The organism is Gammaproteobacteria bacterium (genome assembly GCA_009845905.1).
In the GTDB taxonomy this organism is placed as follows: Bacteria; Pseudomonadota; Gammaproteobacteria; order Steroidobacterales; family Foliamicaceae; genus Foliamicus.
The window spans coordinates 102,706-119,376 of record VXYS01000009.1; the positions used below are offsets into that span (position 1 = coordinate 102,706).

At 64.1% G+C, this 16,671-nt stretch carries 15 protein-coding genes; 8 read left to right on the top strand and 7 right to left on the bottom strand.

Annotated features, from left to right (window positions below):
- Window position 1: 1 nt before the first annotated feature.
- The 8 genes from F4036_08005 to F4036_08040 are packed head-to-tail and all read left to right on the top strand — an operon-like array spanning window position 2 to window position 9,439.
- On the top strand, window positions 2-1,036 hold the full coding sequence (locus F4036_08005) for a hypothetical protein (protein MYK37679.1): 1,035 nt from the start codon (window positions 2-4) through the stop codon (window positions 1,034-1,036).
- 16 nt (window positions 1,037-1,052) lie between these two features.
- Window positions 1,053-2,660, top strand: coding sequence for a peptide ABC transporter substrate-binding protein (locus tag F4036_08010; protein ID MYK37680.1), 1,608 nt, complete (start codon window positions 1,053-1,055; stop codon window positions 2,658-2,660).
- Window positions 2,657-3,577 (top strand): hypothetical protein, encoded by a 921-nt coding sequence (locus tag F4036_08015; GenBank protein MYK37681.1) that lies wholly within the window; start codon window positions 2,657-2,659, stop codon window positions 3,575-3,577. Before F4036_08010 ends, F4036_08015 begins: the two co-directional genes overlap by 4 nt.
- A 4-nt stretch (window positions 3,578-3,581) precedes the next feature.
- Window positions 3,582-4,490: a hypothetical protein gene (locus F4036_08020; protein MYK37682.1), complete on the top strand. Its 909-nt coding sequence runs from the start codon at window positions 3,582-3,584 to the stop codon at window positions 4,488-4,490.
- A 4-nt stretch (window positions 4,491-4,494) separates the two neighbouring features.
- A complete protein-coding gene (locus tag F4036_08025; protein MYK37683.1) occupies window positions 4,495-6,345 on the top strand; it encodes an alpha/beta fold hydrolase in 1,851 nt (616 codons plus the stop codon).
- Window positions 6,251-7,900, top strand: coding sequence for an FAD-dependent oxidoreductase (locus tag F4036_08030; protein MYK37684.1), 1,650 nt, complete (start codon window positions 6,251-6,253; stop codon window positions 7,898-7,900). Before F4036_08025 ends, F4036_08030 begins: the two co-directional genes overlap by 95 nt.
- Window positions 7,901-7,908: 8 nt before the next feature.
- On the top strand, window positions 7,909-8,922 hold the full coding sequence (locus tag F4036_08035) for a hypothetical protein (GenBank protein ID MYK37685.1): 1,014 nt from the start codon (window positions 7,909-7,911) through the stop codon (window positions 8,920-8,922).
- 1 nt (window position 8,923) lies between these two features.
- Window positions 8,924-9,439, top strand: coding sequence for a c-type cytochrome (locus F4036_08040; GenBank protein MYK37686.1), 516 nt, complete (start codon window positions 8,924-8,926; stop codon window positions 9,437-9,439).
- Between the two features lie 51 nt (window positions 9,440-9,490).
- On the opposite strand, the gene F4036_08045 is transcribed toward F4036_08040, so the two are convergent.
- The 7 genes from F4036_08045 to F4036_08075 all read right to left on the bottom strand — a co-directional run bounded on the left by F4036_08045 (window position 9,491) and on the right by F4036_08075 (window position 16,665).
- Window positions 9,491-10,348 (bottom strand): DUF1838 domain-containing protein, encoded by an 858-nt coding sequence (locus tag F4036_08045; protein ID MYK37687.1) that lies wholly within the window; start codon window positions 10,346-10,348, stop codon window positions 9,491-9,493.
- Window positions 10,335-11,549, bottom strand: a complete 1,215-nt coding sequence (locus tag F4036_08050) for a serine hydrolase (GenBank protein ID MYK37688.1) — start codon at window positions 11,547-11,549, stop codon at window positions 10,335-10,337. Before F4036_08050 ends, F4036_08045 begins: the two co-directional genes overlap by 14 nt.
- Window positions 11,550-11,573: 24 nt before the next feature.
- Entirely contained in the window at window positions 11,574-13,775 is a 2,202-nt protein-coding gene (locus tag F4036_08055; protein MYK37689.1) for a primosomal protein N', read from the bottom strand.
- 60 nt (window positions 13,776-13,835) lie between these two features.
- Window positions 13,836-14,330, bottom strand: coding sequence for a VOC family protein (locus tag F4036_08060; protein MYK37690.1), 495 nt, complete (start codon window positions 14,328-14,330; stop codon window positions 13,836-13,838).
- An 81-nt stretch (window positions 14,331-14,411) separates the two neighbouring features.
- The gene (locus tag F4036_08065; GenBank protein MYK37691.1) at window positions 14,412-14,918 is read right to left on the bottom strand and encodes a hypothetical protein; all 507 of its coding nucleotides are present in this window, start codon (window positions 14,916-14,918) and stop codon (window positions 14,412-14,414) included.
- A 65-nt stretch (window positions 14,919-14,983) separates the two neighbouring features.
- The gene (locus tag F4036_08070) at window positions 14,984-16,366 is read right to left on the bottom strand and encodes an NAD(P)(+) transhydrogenase (Re/Si-specific) subunit beta (protein ID MYK37692.1); all 1,383 of its coding nucleotides are present in this window, start codon (window positions 16,364-16,366) and stop codon (window positions 14,984-14,986) included.
- Entirely contained in the window at window positions 16,363-16,665 is a 303-nt protein-coding gene (locus tag F4036_08075) for an NAD(P) transhydrogenase subunit alpha (GenBank protein MYK37693.1), read from the bottom strand. Before F4036_08075 ends, F4036_08070 begins: the two co-directional genes overlap by 4 nt.
- Window positions 16,666-16,671: the final 6 nt, after the last annotated feature.

Here is a 16,671-nt window from a genome sequence, read left to right on the forward strand (position 1 = left end):
CGTGCCCACGGTCGTTGCGGTCCAGCCTCGCATCCGGCTCGCGTTCCCCCACGCTGGTCGGTTTGACGGCGGCGCCATCCGCACAAACGCCATGGACGGCGCCCGGCATATCGAGGCTGCGCGCGCCGAACAAGGCGCAAGCCTGGTGGCGTTCCCGGAGTTCTTTCTGACCGGCTACACCCTGGGTGTGGATTTCGAAGGATGGCTCGGCGCCTCCATTCGCATACCGGGTCCGGAAACGGACGTGCTGAGTAGCGCAGCGCAACAAAACAGCGTGTACGTCGCGGGAGCGGCCTTCGAAACCATCGACGGCTTTCCTGGGCGGTATTTCAATACCGCATTCCTCATTGCGCCCGACGGCGACGTCGTTTTGCTGTATCGAAAACACTATGCGATGACCGCCAAGACTCGTCCGGGCGATGTTCTGGACGAATGGCTGCAGCATTTCGGCGAAGATTCCCTTTTCCCGGTAGCGCCGACACCGCTCGGCCGCATCGGCGCGATGGTCGCAAGGGATTCTCATTGGCCGGAAATGGCGCGCTGCCTGGCGCTGCGCGGCGCCGAAATCATCTTCAATCCCAACGCTTCGGGCGCCGAGCCTGATGACGCCGGAATCCAAGCAAGGCGATCCAGGGCTTACGAGAATCATTGCTATCTGATCTCGCCCAACATCGGCCCTTTCGTCACGGACAACGAATTCGACAGGACCAGCGGGAGGGCACCGTCGGAAATCATCGACTATCGGGGCAACATCCTGGCCAGGCGCCAGGAGCTCGCGGAATTCATGATTGCCGCGGATCTGGATATCGGGGCTCTCAGGACTTTTCGGATTGCCGGCGGCGGGAAGGGCAATTTTCTTGCTCAGCTTCAACCGCATCTGCACACTCCCGTATACGGCGCCGCCGAACTGTTTCCCGCGAACGGCTGGCGGGAAAAACCCATTCGCACCGTTTCCGAGAACCTGGACCGGGAGGCCGCCGTTATCCGGAAAATGCTGCAAAACGACGTGCTGACCCCGCCGGAGCCGGCTGGCTGATCGGGGCGAAAACGTGATGATCCCGGCACGCATGGACGCAAGAACCTGGCTTGCGACCGCACTATTGATTTGCGCCCTCGTTGCCGAAGGCAGCCAGGCCCAGGAAGCGGACATTCTGCGCCGCAGCAATAGCGGCGAACCGGGCACGCTCGATCCGCACCGTGGAAGTAACACGGCCGAACTCATCATCATCAATGACCTATTTACAGGCCTGCTGACGCGGGATGCGCATGGAAGAGTGGTGCCCGGTGCGGCGTCGGATTACACCGTATCAGCGGACGGCCTGACCTGGACGTTCACGCTGCGGAACGATCTGAAGTGGTCCGACGGCACGCCGATGTCCTCGGCCGATTTTCTTTATTCCTTTCGCCGCTCGATGGACCCGGCAACGGCCTCGCCCACCGCGTCGCTGCTGTACCCGATAAGGAACGCCCGCGCGGTCAACAGCGGAGACATGAATCCGGACCGGTTGGGAGTATCCGCGCCTGAGCCCGACCTGCTGATCATCGAGCTCGGACGCCCCGTACCCTATTTCGACAGGCTGCTGCTGGTTCCGGCCGCGTTGCCTGTGCCGGAACATGCGATCGAACAGTTTGGTCGAAGTTGGTCGCGTCCTCCGAACGCGATCAGCAACGGCGCTTTTGTGCTGAGGCAATGGACTCCCCGCGTCCATGTGCAGGTCGAAAGGAACATGCACTTCTTCCAGCGGGATTCCGTGCGGCTTCGGGGCGTGCGCTACTTTCCGACCGAAGACCTGAGCACGCAGCTCAAACGTTTCCGTGCCGGCGAACTCGACCTGGGCCTGAATTTTCCGCCGTCCCAGGCTGCCTGGGTCAGAAACAACCTCGGCGGCTCCGTTCGGATCTTCCCCATTTACGGCACCTACTATTTCCCGATCAACCTGACGCTCGAGAAATTCGCGGATGTCAGGACGCGACGCGCCATGAACATTGCCATTGACCGCGAGGCGATCGCGTTCAGGCTGCTCGGCTCGGGAGAGCAGCCGGCTTATTCCATGGTGCCGCCCGGCTTCGAGTTCTACCCACCGCTGGAACCTCCCGTGGACAGCGTTCTGCCGCTTGAGGAACGGCAGGGGATAGCGAGAAAACTGCTGGCGGATGCGGGTTTCGGCCCATCAAATCCACTGGAGGTCGAGATTCGCTACAACATGACGGAGGAGCATCAGGCGGTTGCGGTCGCCATGGCCAGCATGTGGAAGGCCGTAGGCATCAGGGCGACCGTTCTCAGCACCGAATCCCGGACTCATTTCAGGGACCTTGCGCTGGGTGAGTTCGAGGTCGGCAGGTCCGCGGCCTTCGCTTCCTTTGCGGACCCCAGCGCGTTCCTGATCCGGTTTTCCTCCGGGAACCTGCGGGACAACTATTCGCGCTACTCGAATGCCGTGTTCGACCGGCTGATCGACGAATCGAACAACATTTTCGATCCCCCGCTTCGGGCCGCCAGTCTGCGCGAGGCGGAAGCCCTTGCGCTAAGCGAATTTCCGGTGATTCCCATCTACCACTATGTGTCCAAGAGGCTGGTCAGTCCGCGTGTAACGGGCTGGCAGGACAATCCCGCAGGCACTCATCTGAGCCGGTACCTCGCACTGCGAGAGGAATCATGACCAGCCCATTGCAAGGCAATCTGATGGCAATGGGCTGGTACATGCGCAGGACCGCGGACTCGCATGCACTGGGCGATTTCTACCGGGAAGTGATCGGCTTGCCCGTGCTGCGAGGCGGCAGACCCTGGACGGTGACCATGTTCTGGGCCGGAGAGGCAACCGTATTTGAGTTGAAATCAGACGAAGCACCGATGCCGGAGCGCGACCGGGACCCGGATACGGCGCCTTGCACGCCCATTTTCAGGGCGCATGGGCTGGATGGATTGCTGCAACGCCTGGCGGACGCCGGCGTGCGCATACTGCGAGAGGAAAGATCGCCCACGTTCCGCCAGGCCTTCGTGCTCGATCCGGACGACCAGCTGATGCTGTTTCGCGAGACGCCAAGGACCGCGGGTTCGGCGATCGATCGGGAAGCCTGGCGCCGTTTCGATACGGGAAACCGCTTTCAACCCGTGCGCGGGGCAAAGATGCCCGGAGACATACAGTGCCTGGACGGCATATTGATGCGAGCAAGGGACTTCACGGCAATGCACTCCTTCTATCGAGAGGTCATAGGCCTGGAAGAAGCCGAATCGGATACGGACAGGGCCGTTTTCCACCTGGGGGACAACACCTTCCTGGAACTTCGGCCCGGCGGCCGGCTTGCACGCGTGCCCGAGGACCGGGTGGAGGTTACGAACTCCTTCATCCTGCGGCTGCAGGACACGGAACGCTTCAAGACGAGCGTAAAGGAGCGAAACGTGCATTTCGTCAACGAGCACATTCAATGGAAACGGGCCCACCTCGCCTATTTTTCCGACCCGGAAGGCCGGATCACGGGCATTGAGCAACGCTACGCGCCCGAGAACTTTCTTGAGCCGGTGGAAGCCTATCCAGAAGACCTCGAGGCCGAGCGCCGTTTTGCCGAGAGGGCGTGAAGCGTTGGACAAGGTAGTGCAGGGACTGGGATGGTTTGTCCGGCGAACGGCGAATCCTATCGAACTGGGCCGGTTCTATGAACAAGCGCTGGGCCTGCCGCGCCTGCGCTCGTGGGAAACGGATGGGCACGCCGGCGCCATGTACTGGGCGGGCGAAGTGTGCGTATTCGAAACCAACCTGATCGGCGAGAAAGCCGCAACCGGGACGCGGGAGAGTCAATGCATTCCCGTCTTCCGGTCTCATGACCACGAGGCAAGCGTGGAACGGCTGTTGAGCGGCGGGGCCGGTATCCTGCGTTCGGAACGGGACGAGCGGGCGGATACCGTTTTCGTTCAGGACCCGGAAGGTTTCCCGCTCGGTATTGAACGGCTCAGGGACGACTCCTTGTTCGCGATAGACAAGAGGCTGACCGAAGCCTGGACCGGAAACCGCACCACTCTGCCCGGCGGCATCGGGATCGATGGAGCGGTGCAGGCCCTGAGTCGCGTCGTGCACCCGACCACCGACCCGACCGGAGATGCGGAGTTTCTCGCCAACACGCTGAAGCTGGACAGGCTGGGCGATCTTGGCGGCCGTGAGTGGCTGGGACTGGGCGATACCGCCATTCTCGAGATCCGCAAATCGGGGCGCCGGCTGGCGCGCCCGCAAGACCGGGTTTCTGTCCGGGACACCTGGATCCTTCGCGAGTACGGACACGATCAGCTGCTCGACTGTATGCGGAAGAAAGGCGAAGAGCCGGTCTCCTCGCTCAAGTTCAAGGGCGGAATGCTGGACTATTTCGTAACACCCGGAAACCGGCTGTTCGGCTTTCAGCAGCGACTGAGATTCCATCCGGATGAACCTGCGCGACAGATGATCGAAGACCTCGCGGCTTATTCGCGCTGGGAGCTTGAAACGAAAACGTTGGAGTAATGCAATGATCAGGAAATTTCGCCTTAAGGCGTCTGGAAACGTTCGATGGCCGGCAATGCTGGGCGCAATACTGCTGCTGCTCTCGTCCCAGCAGCGGGCATCCGCCCAGGGACTGGGAGATCCGACCCCGATCTCCGGAAACGTTCATGAGGTTATCGAGTTGACCGACGACGACGGCGTAGTGATTCCGGCGATTTTGATGTATCCGGAAGCCGGCATGAACCGGCACGGCCCCGCCCTGGTTTTTCATCACGGCGGGTTCGGCGGACATCCGGCAAGACAGGTGGGCGCCCCAAGGTTTGCGGCCGAGCGTCTGGCGGCGGCCGGCTACGCGACGTTGAGCCTCCTGTCCCGCCAGTCCGCAGGGCACATCGACAGTCTCTACGAGGAATCCCAGAAGGACATCAAGGCGGCCATCGACTACTTCGATAACCTGGGCATAGAAGACATCGTGTTGCTGGCGCACAGCCTGGGCAGTATTCGTATTGCCGGATATCTCGCCGACAGGAAGGACCCGCGCGTCAAGGCCGCGGTCCACTTCGCACCGACCGCGGACATGCCCGAAGCCATACCGGGTTGGGCCACGCGCGAAGGCGTGGAAGCGAGGATCAGAACGGCGAGGGAAGCTGTGGCTGCAGGCCGCGGACGAATGGATCTCAGCGACGATCCCGACCGCTCCAGGGGGATTGAAAAGGACGAGTTTATCGACCTCCTGTTCACGTTTCAGACGCCGGCAGCGTATCTCAATTGGTGGGGGCCGGATGCGCGCACGCGCAATTCGGAGCGATTCGCCGAAATCGAAGTGCCGATGCTCATGCTGGCCGGCTCGGAGGACCCCTACGTGCCGCCCGGACGAATGGAGCAGCTCAAGAAAGCGGCGATAAATTCGCCGGTCGTCGACTACATCGGATACGAGAACGGCGATCATTTCTTTTCGGGGTTTCAGGACCGGGCGGCGGCCGATGCGATCCGGTGGCTGGATGAGCAGGGACTGGGCCCGCGCTCACCGATCCAAACGCGCCTCGTCGACGCCCGCCTGGCGACCGGCAGGTATTTCCCCGGGGTGCTATACGGCCCGAGGGAGGACAGCGATGCCACGCGTCCCGTATTCCTGATTCAGAACGGATTCGGCGCGACCATCATGGAGGGTCCCGGGCACTGGCTGGCGACCCGCCTGGCCCAATCGGGATTCGCGACGCTGACGCCCATGACGCGGGCCAGCGGATTCACCGGCGGCATTATCGCGAACGTGGACGAGATCGTGGACGACCTGGGCAACTGGATGGATTTTCTCGAAGACAGGGGCTCCCGAAGAATCGTGCTGGTCGGTCACGGAGTGGGCGCGACACTCACCGCGATCTACGCCGCGGAGACGCGCGATCCTCGTGTTGCCGGACTCGTGTTCCTGGGTCCGATCGGCGACCTGCCGCAGTGGGCCAGGCAGGCGCTGGGCAGCGACCGTTACGAATCCATTGTCTCCATGGCGATGCTTGACGTCGAAAACGGCGGGTCGCAACTCATTACCGACAAGTTCTACCTGCCATCTCCAGCGGTGAACGGCGAGCGCGGAATGTTCGGGCAGAGGTCCGGATCCTGGCTGAATTTTTTCGGACCCGGGGCGCGCACCGTACTGACGGAGCGGCTGGCGGAAATCGAGAGCCCCATAGCGGTGCTGGCCGGATCCAATGACTATCTTGTCGGCCGCGATATTCCCGGTAAGCTGGAGAAGGCCGCTGCCGGCCCTGTGAGAGTGGTCTGGTATGGCGGCCCGAATGGCGCCGACCACTGGTTTTCGGGGCTTCGGAATCAGGCCGCAAGCGACGTTGCCGCCTGGACAAGAGAGGTGCTTCGCTAGCAACTCGGTTATATTCTTTTCACAAATGCTGGACCCGGAGGGGACGCAAATGTCTGATCATGCACACAGGGCGGAACACCATGGGCTGTCCATCGACACCAGCGGCTACTCGCGCAGGCGCTTCATCGGTACCGGCGCCTGCGCGCTGGCGGTGGCCGGCCTGCCGGCCGCGGCACGCGCGGTAACGAACTACAAGGGTCATGACGTCATCGTTGTCGGCGCCGGCCTGTCGGGCCTGCACGCTGCCTGCATACTCCAGGAACAGGGGCTTGACGTCATGACGCTGGAGGGGCGGAACCGGATCGGCGGCCGCGTTTACACGCTGATGGATGTGCCGGGCAAGCCGGAGGCCGGCGGCGAATGGATGGGGGCCAACTACGCCCGCATGATCGACACGGCCCAAAGGCTCGGACTGGAAATGCTGGGGCCGGACGACGTGTCCGACATTCGGGAGTGGTGCTACCGCATCCGGGGCGAATACATCCTGGCCTCGGACTGGGAGAGCCATCCGCTCAACCCCACGGAGGGCGACGACCGGCGGATCCTGCCCCACCGCATGCTGTTCGAACTGTCGCACAAGAACAATCCGCTGTCGGGCCAGCCCCTGGATGCCTGGATCACGCCGGAGTTCGCGCGCTTCGATATACCCCAGACGCACTACCTCAAGGAGTATCTCGGTTTCGACGACGAAACGATCCGCCTGATGAACGTGGTGATCCATACCGACCACATGGACAACACCTCGGCCCTGCACGAAATGCGCCGCTATGCGGTGGGAGAATTCAACGCCTCGCGAGCCCTCGCAATGGCGGGCCAGCCCGCCTGGGTGCAGATCAAGGGCGGCAACTCGAACCTGCCGGAAGCCATGGCCGCATCCCTGGACAACCCGGTGGAACTGAACAAGACCGTTTATGCCTTCGAGGACAAGGGCAATGAGGTGACCGTGCATTGCATGGACGGCACGCGCTACACCGCCCGCCAGGTTATCTGCTCGACGCCCTGGCCGGTCCTGCGCAAGGTCAAGTTCACGCCACGCTTGCCGGCGCGGATGGAACGGGCGATCGACGAAATCGACTACGGCACGTCCATCCAGGTGCACTTCCTGCTCAAGAAGAACTTCTGGGAGCTTGACGAAATGCCCGGCAGCATGTGGACCGACGAACCTTTCGAGCGCTTCGGCGTCCATCACCGCGGTCCGAACGGCGAGGCGACCTCCGCGGTCGCCTTCATCAACGGCAACGAAGCCTACAAGTACGACTTCATGAGCGACGAGCAGGTCAGCGAATACACGATGCGGGAACTCGAACGGGTGAGGCCTTCGCTCAAGGGCGCGCTCGAACCGATCGGGATCCAGTCCTGTCATCGCGAAGTCCACGGCGGCGGAGACTGGGTGTTCTGGCGTCCCGGCCAGGTCGGGCAGTTCGCCGCCCACATGCGCGAAGCCCACGGCAATATTCATTTCGCGGGAGAACACACGGCCCTGATGGAGCGCGGCATGGAGGGCGCCTTCGAGTCGGGCGAGCGCGCCGCGGTGGACGCACTGCTTCGCGCCTGAGTTCCGCCATGAGAGTTCTGCTTTTTGCGCTCTTGTGCGCTCCATTGGCCGCGACCGCGGCAACTGAATATGATCCCCTCGCCCGCGACCTCCTGATCCTGACGGACTGGTTCGAAGGCGAGTTCGACAACGAGGAGCAGCGCTGGTTCCAGGCGGACCCGCGTTCGAATACGCCCGAGGAAGAACGGCATGTTCGCATTCACACGACGCACAAGCGCATTGGCGCGCCGGACTTCGGCGAGCACGTCTTCTACGTGGAGGAGTACACCCACGATGATCCGGAAAGGGTGTTCCGCCAGCGCCTGGTGATCTTTTCTTCGGCCCCGGAGGACGGCGGAATCCGCATGCGGCAGGGCTTCTTCAATGAGCCGGAGCGCTTTCTCGGCGCCCAGCACAATCCCGGCCTGTTCGACGATCTCACGGCCGAGGACGCATTCTTCCTGGACGAGTGCGATGTCTACTGGAAACGCGTGGCCGGACAGTTCGAAGGCGGCATGCGGCCGAAAGCCTGCGTTTTCGGCGAGGGCGAGTTGCGCCGCTATTCGGTCCACGATCTGTATCTTTCCGAGACCAAGTACTGGCGGGTGGATTCCACTTTCCTGGTCGCCGACGACAGTCTTCATGTCGGGATGCCGGCTGACCAACCCTTCGAATTGCGCCGCGTCAAGCGCTTTACCTGCGGCATCACGTTCGACCCGCGCGGGCCCGAACCCCAGGAAATCACGGACATTTCGCTGCACAGCCAGGGCGGGTCGGCCGACGTCACCCGGGAACGCGACGGCCAGGAGTTCACGCTCCTGATGCGCGACAAGGAATACCCGTATTACTCGACGCGGCCGGATTTCATCTATTTCTCGATCCGCCGAAAGGGCGAACTCGCCTCGGTCGTGTTTACCGTCAACGACCCGGACTCACGATCGCTGGCCGTGAATACCGGAGACCTGGTGGCCTCGTGCTATCGGGACGGCTACGAATTCCGCGAGTCGCTGGAGGCGCTGGCGATCGCCGGCGGGGAGCGCTGAGATGCCTGTGACGAACCTTTATCCGACCGCATTCGGACGAACCGTCCGGGCGGCGTTACTGGCCGGCCTGATGTTTGCGCTGACCGCCGGGGCCGATGCGCCCGGCCCGGCCACAGGTCCGCTGGGGCAGGCTTCCGATTCCAACCCGGGCGGGCTGGCCCATGCAGCGGAAGCCGGCGCGCAGCAGCCGCAAGCCGCACCGGACCCTGTGGCGATGCGGCGCGGCCGCATCCTGTTTCTGCAATGCACGGCCTGTCATTCCCTGAAGGAGGGCGAAGACCACAAGGTCGGCCCCAACCTTCATCGTGTAATCGGGGCGCCGGCCGCCCACAAGCCGGGCTACAACTATACGGACTCCCTGAAGGAATCGGGGATCGTCTGGTCGCGCGAGAACCTGAGCCGGTTCCTGGCGGAGCCTTACGAACTCGTTCCGGGGACCGCCATGGTCTTCATCGGGATAGAGAGAGGCGCCGACCGCGCGGCATTGCTTGACTACCTGGAGCAGGAAACACGCTAGCGTGATTCCCATCCCCGGCCCGGGCCATTCGAATCCCGCCGGGCGCCATGATCATTCTTCATCGGACGTCGTAGTCAAACCGGACGTCTTCTCGTAAGTTTCCGGGTTTTCAAGCGATCCGGGGAAATAGCGGTCATAGACCGAACGGACTTCCGGAGCCAGGTAATCCAGGCTGGCCGTCTTTCGGCCGGTTGAGTTCCAGAACGTACGTCCGGGCCGGTCACCCATGTTCATCCATCGCGCCCAGGGCGAATAGCCGCCCCAGGAATAGCGCATGTCGGCGCTTGTGACATCCGCATCAACGACATCGGACGTCCTCGCGAGCATGTTGATCCACTCCGCCCCGTAGCCGCCATGTCCGTACTTCACGAGAAGCTCCAGGGTAACGGCCGCATCTTCGCCGGAAAAAGACCAGGGCAATAGCAGCGGCCGGTCCATCAGCCAGGCCTCTCCCGTATAGCCCTCCATGTGCTGGCCTCCCGGACCCATGATCCAGGAACTCAGACGTGTCAACAGAGGCGCCGGCGTATTCGTTTCCCCGGTGTATGGATTCCTGTAGGACTCCAGTACGGCGCCGGTATCAAGATCCGTAAAAAAGCCCCAGTCACGCACCGACATGCGAAATCCATCGCCTTCGCGAACGAACTTCACGTAGCGCAGGCCCGAAACGCCGAACAGCGGCACGGGCATTTCTCCGTGAACCAGCGCGTAGATTCGCCCCTCCCCTATCATCCAGTTGGGCTCGCCGTTCAGATCGCCCATGACCTTGGCCAGACCATGGAGATTGTCCGACGGATCGCCGGGATCAAACCCTCTCGGAGCGCTCGCGGACGCGGCGCGTGGCATCGCCATTCCGCTCAGGGCCGCGCCGGTGGCCCAGATTATCGCGGCCCGTCTATTCAGGATCATTACCTGTCTCCAGCAGCGGCGCCAATTGTATCGATGCAGCCACGAGGGCCCGCGCCACGGCGTTCGGCAGCACCGCCTCGTCCCAGTCCACCCGCCGGGGGCCGGTGCGGACGATCACGTAATCGTCGTCGGCGCTGATGAACACCCGCTGCCCGCCGATCCCGTCGAAATAGACGAGATCGTCCGACAGGAAGGGTTCGGAAATGGCGAACCCCACGCCCTCGCGTTCCTCGGTGTAGTAGCGCTTGCGCACGTCCTCGTTCGACAGCCAGATCTGATAGCCGTAGTTCGGTTCCCTCCCGGAGGCCGCGGTCATTTCGTCGATCCAATGCCCGGACACGATTCGGCGACCGTCATAGCGCCCGCCGTCCTTGATCATCAGGCCAAGCCTGAGCCAGTCCCGCGGGCGAGCAAGAAACGCGGCATAGGTGCGCGCCAGGCCACCGGGGCGGTCCAGCCACACGTAAGCGTCGTCGGCGCCCAGCGGCTGCCACAGGTTTTCCGATACGAAGTCGGCGTAGCGCCGGCCTGTAGCGCGCTCAAGAATGACGCCGAGCAGCTGGCTGTTAACGTTCGCGTAGGCGAACCGGGCGCCGGGCGGGCTCGCCAGCTGCAGCTCGAGCATCAGCCTCTCCAGCCGCATGCCGAAAAGGAGCTGATTGAAGTCGGCATATGGATTTCGGCTCGGCGTATAGAACATGAAACCGGACGCCATGTTGAGCAGGTTGCGGATGGTGATCCCGCCGCGCGGTTCACCGCGCCATTCCGGCAGATAGAGCGACACGGGATCATCGACGCTTCCAATGTGGCCCTTCTCAATGGCCAGACCGAACATCAGACCCAGAATGCTCTTGTGCATGGAAGCGGTTTCCGGGCGGATGTCCGGACCGAGCCCCTCGCGATACCACTCCACGCGCAAGGCGCCGTCGTGCCAGACCAGCAGGGAGTCGGACTGCATCTCCCGGGCATAGGCAATCGCCTCGGCGAAGCGGCGTTCTTCGCCTGTCGCCCCGGGCAAGGCCTGCGTGAGATCGCCCGGCACCGGTTCCGTGGTCGGGTACCGGTCGAGCGCTCCGAGGAAATCCGGCGGGCCGCCGCCGATGAAGCGCAGGTAGTTGTACCAGAATGCCCAGTCGTAGATTCCGGCCGCGGCGACCGCCGCCAGCAACAGCCCGAGCAGCCCAAGGACTTTCTTTCGCAAGACGGTGCTCCCGAAAGACCAGGATTATCCGATTTCCGCCGGGTCCACGTCCAGCGACCAGGACACGCGCCTGGGGCGCGGCAACTCGCGCACCGCCGGTATCCAGCGACCGAGGAAGGCCTGGAGGCGGGCGCGGTCGGGCGAGCGCGCCAGCAGGTGCGCGTGGTTGCGGTCGCGCCTGCGCTCCATCAGGGCGGGGGCCGGTCCAAGCACATCCACCGCGGAACCGCCGCCGTTTTCCGGGGCGGCCGTTTTCGCTCGATCGAGGAACTCGCGGACGCTCGCCGCTTCCGGCGCGTTGGCCCGCAGCACCGCGAGGTGCGCGAATGGCGGCCAGCCGCTGCGCCGGCGCAGTTCCAGCGCCGTGGCGGCAAAGCCGCCGTAACCCTCCTTCAGCAACTGGCGAAGCAGGGGGTGCTCGGGAAAGCGGGTCTGCAGCACCAGCAGGCCGGGCCGCTCGCGCCGGCCCGCCCTCCCGGCAACCTGCACCAGCGTCTGCGCCAGGCGTTCGGGGCCGCGGAATTCCTGCGAAAACATGCCCTGGTCGGCGTCGATCACCCCCACCAGCCCCAGGCTCGGGAAGTCGTGGCCCTTGGTGAGCATCTGGGTGCCGAGCAGGATACGGTAATGCCGCTCGCGAATGCCGCCCAGGATGTTCTCCAGCCTGCGCCGGCCGCGCACGTTGTCGCGGTCCATGCGTGCCACCGGGTAGTCCTCGAAGCGCGCCTGAAGTTCCTCCTCCAGCCGTTCCGTTCCGCGCCCTATGGTCTGTAGCGGCGAGCCGCAGTTCTCGCACACGGGCGGCGGGCGGCGCCTGGCGCCGCAATGATGACAGAGAAGCAGGTCGCGCCTGCGATAGAACACCAGGCGGGCGTCGCAGTGGCTGCATTCTTCCGTCCGGCGGCAATCCGGACACATCAGCACCGGCGCGAAACCGCGGCGGTTCAGGTACAGCAGCACTTGCGAACCCGACTCGAGCTGCTCGGACATGGCCTGGAGCAGCGGTGCGCTCAGGCCATGCTCCGGCGGATGGCGGTTGAGGTCCACCAGCCGGGCCAGCGGAGGCCGCGACCCGGTGACCTTCTTCGTCAGCCGCGGGTGCGTATAGCGCCCTCTTTGCACGTTCAGCAGGGATTCCAGCGCCGGCGTCGCGGAACCCAGCACGACCGGAATGCCGGCCCTGGATGCGCGCATGACCGCCAGGTCGCGGGCCTGGTAGCGAAAGCCGTCCTGCTGCTTGTAGGACGGATCGTGCTCTTCGTCCACCACGATCAAGCCGAGTTCGCGGCAGGGCACGAACACGGCGGAGCGGGTACCGACCACCAGCCGCGCCCGCCCGGCGCGGGCGTCCGCCCAGGCGTTCAGACGCTCGCCGTCGTTCAGGCCCGAATGCAGCACCGCCGCGGTCACGCGGAAACGGGCCGCAAGCCGCTCGGCAAGCTGCGGGGTCAGCCCGATTTCCGGCGCCAGCAGCAGGCATTGCCGGCCCGAGGCCAGCACCTGTTCCACGAGGTGGAGATAGACCTCCGTCTTGCCGCTCGCCGTAACGCCATCGAGGAGATGACAGGCATAGCCCTGGTTCGTCGGCATGGCGCTCACCGCGGCGGACTGCTCAGGGCTCAGCGCAAGCGGTTCCTCCCGGAGCATGTCCGCGGGTTGAGGGATCCCCGGTTCGAACGATTCGGCCAGCCCCTTCTCTTCAAGCCGCCGGACAATCCTCCGCCAGTCGCTTGCAAGCGAGGCGAGCGCCCGCTCCGCCAGCCCGCCGCGCCCGGCCGCCAGCAGTTGTCCGAGCAGGTCGCGCTGTTTCGGCGCGCGCGCCAGGAGCCCCGGCGTTTTGTCCGAGGCGTTATCGCGGGCCCGCCAGAACAAAGGGGGAGCCGGCAGTTGGCCGCCGCGGCGCAATTGCTGCGGCAGCGCGTAGGCGAGGACCTGGCCGAGCGGATGGCAGTAGTAATTCGCAGCCCAGCGCAGCACTTCCAGCGTGACCGGGTCCCAGAGCGGCTCGGCGTCCAGCACCTCCCCCACCGGCCGCAGCCGTTCGGCGGGCACATCCGACCCGTCGAGGTGCTCGAGCACGAAACCGGTACGCTTCCCCTTGCCCAGCGGCGCCGAAACACGCGCCCCCACAGGGGGAACGGGAGCCTCGGCGGGTGCGAGATAGTCCAGCAACGGGGCCGCGAAGCGCGGCCCCACCGCCACCCTCAGGAGTGATCCGGACGACATGACCGGAGCATATCCCGGACTTTGCGGCTGGCGCAGTTCAAAAAAGTGGCGCGTTCCGTCCTATTGCACTACGTCCGCGTTCCAGTTTTCGGTCGGGCGCTCGATGATATTGATCATCATGCCGTCCGGATCGCGGCAGGTCATTTCCAGCTGACGCAGCGTGTGCACCGCGAGCAATTGCGGTTCACACACGACTTCGCCGCCCAGTTCCACGATGCGGTCGCGCACCGCGTGGATGTCCGTCGCGAAGAACACCATGCAGCCCTCTCCCAGGTTGGCTCCCCGGTTTTGGCGCCGGAACGCCGGGGGTGAAGGCTTCGCCTCGAACAGGCCCACCATTCCGAAGTTGAGTTCGTCGGCCTTGACGATCTCGTAGCGGATCACGCTGTCTTCCGGGACACCGATCAGTGCATGTCCCACCTTGTGCTCGAGCACTCCGTTGGCATAAACCTCGCCGTAGCCGAGGGCCTCCCTGTAGAAGCGGACCGATTTTTCCAGGTCGGATACGAAGATGGCGGTGCGCACGATGCGGCTGACTTGTGGCGTGTCGTTCACGTTGGACCTCCCTTGAAGAACAAGGGCGCCAGATTAACGCCAAATCGGAAGCGGCGCGGGTGCGCGACCGGGATTCCGGCGCTAGAAGCTGCCGACTGGGCGTTCGATCAGGTTGATCAGCATGCCGTCGGGGTCGCGGCAGGTCATCTCCAGGTTCCCTGGGCCTGTGCCTCGCACGACCAGCCGCTGCGGCTCGCATACGATCTCCGCGCCCATGTCCACCAGGCGGTTGCGCACCGCACGAATGTCGGTCGTCAGCAGCACCAGGCAGCCTTCGCCCACGTTCACGCTGCCTGTCCGGCGGCTTACCGGCGGCGGAGACGGCTTGACCTCGAACATGCCGATCATTCCGAAGTTCGGCCCCTCGGCCTTGACGATTTCGTAGCGGATCACCGAGTCCTCGGACACCCCCAGCAGGGCGTGCGCGACACTGTGGGCCAGTTCCCCGCCGCTGTATACGTCGTGGTAACCCAGGCCCTGCTTGTAGAAACGCGACGACCGGTCGAGGTCGGAAACAAAGAGTGCGGTGCGCACCAGGCGGCTGACTTGCGGTGTGTCGTTCACGTGAACCCTCCCGAATGAACTCAGGCTGCAAGGTTAACGCGAATCCCCCAGAGCGGGGCGCTGTGGGGGACATGCCCCCACACCCGGGGCTAGATTTCGTGCACCGCCCGGATCAGTTCGGCGCACATGGCCTGGCCGTCGCCGTAGAGCATGCGGGTGCGGTCCTCGTAGAACAGCGCGTTCTCGATGCCGGAAAAGCCGGTCCCCTTGCCGCGCTTGATCACGATGGCGTTGTTGGCCTTGTCGGCGTCCAGTATCGGCATGCCGTAAATGGGGCTGGCGGTATCGGTGCGCGCGGCCGTGTTGACCACATCGTTGGCTCCGATCACCAGCGCCACGTCTGTCTTGGGGAATTCCGGATTGATTTCCGCCTCGTCGAATATCAGGTCGTAGGGCACGCCGGCCTCCGCAAGCAAGACGTTCATGTGCCCCGGCATGCGGCCGGCCACCGGGTGGATCGCGAACTTGACCCGCACGCCCCGCTTCATCAGCGCCTCGGCCAGTTCCCATACCTTGTGCTGGGCCTGCGCCACGGCCATGCCGTAACCGGGAATGATGATGACCTGGCGGGCGAAACCGAGCATGACCGCCGCGTCTATGGCCTCGACAGGCTTCATCGTGCCCTCGATCTCGTCGCCCTCGGCGGCGGTCTCTCCGAACGCGCTGAACAACACGTTGCCCAGCGACCGGTTCATCGCCTTGGCCATCAACTGGGTCAGCAGCGTGCCCGCCGCGCCGACCACGGTGCCGGCAATAATCATGGCCGCGTTGTCCAGCACCAGGCCTTCCAGTCCGACCGCCAGGCCGGTCAGCGCGTTGTACAGCGAAATCACGACCGGCATGTCGGCGCCGCCTATCGGCATCGTCAGCGTGAGTCCCAGCAGCAGCGCCACGGCTATGAACACCGTCAGCCACGGCCCGCTCACGCCCATGATCACCAGCACTCCCGCTCCGACGGCGACCAGCAGGATCACGAGGTTGAGCACGTTCTGCCCGGCGAAGCGCAGCGAGCGTTTCAGCCAGCCCTCCAGCTTGGCGAACGCCAGCAGGCTGCCGGAAAACGAAACGGCGCCGATCAAGGCACCGGTGACCGCCAGCGCGATCACCGTCCAGCCGAACTGCTCGCCGCCATGACCGCCGCGAAGCAGTTCCACCCAGGCGATCGCCGCCGCCGCGCCGCCGCCCATGCCGTTGTAGAGTGCGATCATCTGCGGCATGCCGGTCATCGCCACCCTTCGGCCGCTGATCCAGGCCGGCACGCCGCCGACGATGATGGCCGCCCCGATCAGCAGGAGATTCTCGGGCTTCATTCCCGGCCAGAAAAAGGTCACGACGGTGGCCAGCACCATGCCCAGGCCGGCCCAGACGATGCCGCGCCGCGCCCCGGCCGGCGAACTCATCGCCTTCAGGCCGAGAATGAACAGGACCGCGGCCAGGAAATAGCTGCCGGCAATGAGCGTATCGAGGCTCATTCTTCGTCCTGGTCCCCGTCCTTGCTGCGCTTGAACATCTCCAGCATCCGCTCGGTGACCACGTAACCGCCCACCGCGTTGCCCGATGCCAGGACCACGCCGACAAAGCCGATCACTTTCTCAAGCGTGGTGTCCGCGAACCCCAGCGCCACCATCGCGCCGACCAGGACGATGCCGTGAATGAAGTTCGACCCGGACATCAGCGGCGTGTGCAGGATGACCGGCACCCGCGAGATGACCTCGTAGCCGACAAAGGCTGCCAGCATGAATATGTACAACGCTACGAAGCCGTCGATCATTGCGGT

What these genes read in the sequence shown, in the direction of transcription:
- F4036_08045 (MYK37687.1), bottom strand. Translation starts at nt 10,348, where the DNA reads ATGATCCTGAATAGACGGGCCGCGATAATCTGGGCCACCGGCGCGGCC.
- F4036_08030 (MYK37684.1), top strand. Translation starts at nt 6,251, where the DNA reads ATGGCGGCCCGAATGGCGCCGACCACTGGTTTTCGGGGCTTCGGAATC.
- F4036_08010 (MYK37680.1), top strand. Translation starts at nt 1,053, where the DNA reads ATGATCCCGGCACGCATGGACGCAAGAACCTGGCTTGCGACCGCACTA.
- F4036_08055 (MYK37689.1), bottom strand. Translation starts at nt 13,775, where the DNA reads ATGTCGTCCGGATCACTCCTGAGGGTGGCGGTGGGGCCGCGCTTCGCG.
- F4036_08070 (MYK37692.1), bottom strand. Translation starts at nt 16,366, where the DNA reads ATGAGCCTCGATACGCTCATTGCCGGCAGCTATTTCCTGGCCGCGGTC.
- F4036_08015 (MYK37681.1), top strand. Translation starts at nt 2,657, where the DNA reads ATGACCAGCCCATTGCAAGGCAATCTGATGGCAATGGGCTGGTACATG.
- F4036_08040 (MYK37686.1), top strand. Translation starts at nt 8,924, where the DNA reads ATGCCTGTGACGAACCTTTATCCGACCGCATTCGGACGAACCGTCCGG.
- F4036_08075 (MYK37693.1), bottom strand. Translation starts at nt 16,665, where the DNA reads ATGATCGACGGCTTCGTAGCGTTGTACATATTCATGCTGGCAGCCTTT.
- F4036_08025 (MYK37683.1), top strand. Translation starts at nt 4,495, where the DNA reads ATGATCAGGAAATTTCGCCTTAAGGCGTCTGGAAACGTTCGATGGCCG.
- F4036_08035 (MYK37685.1), top strand. Translation starts at nt 7,909, where the DNA reads ATGAGAGTTCTGCTTTTTGCGCTCTTGTGCGCTCCATTGGCCGCGACC.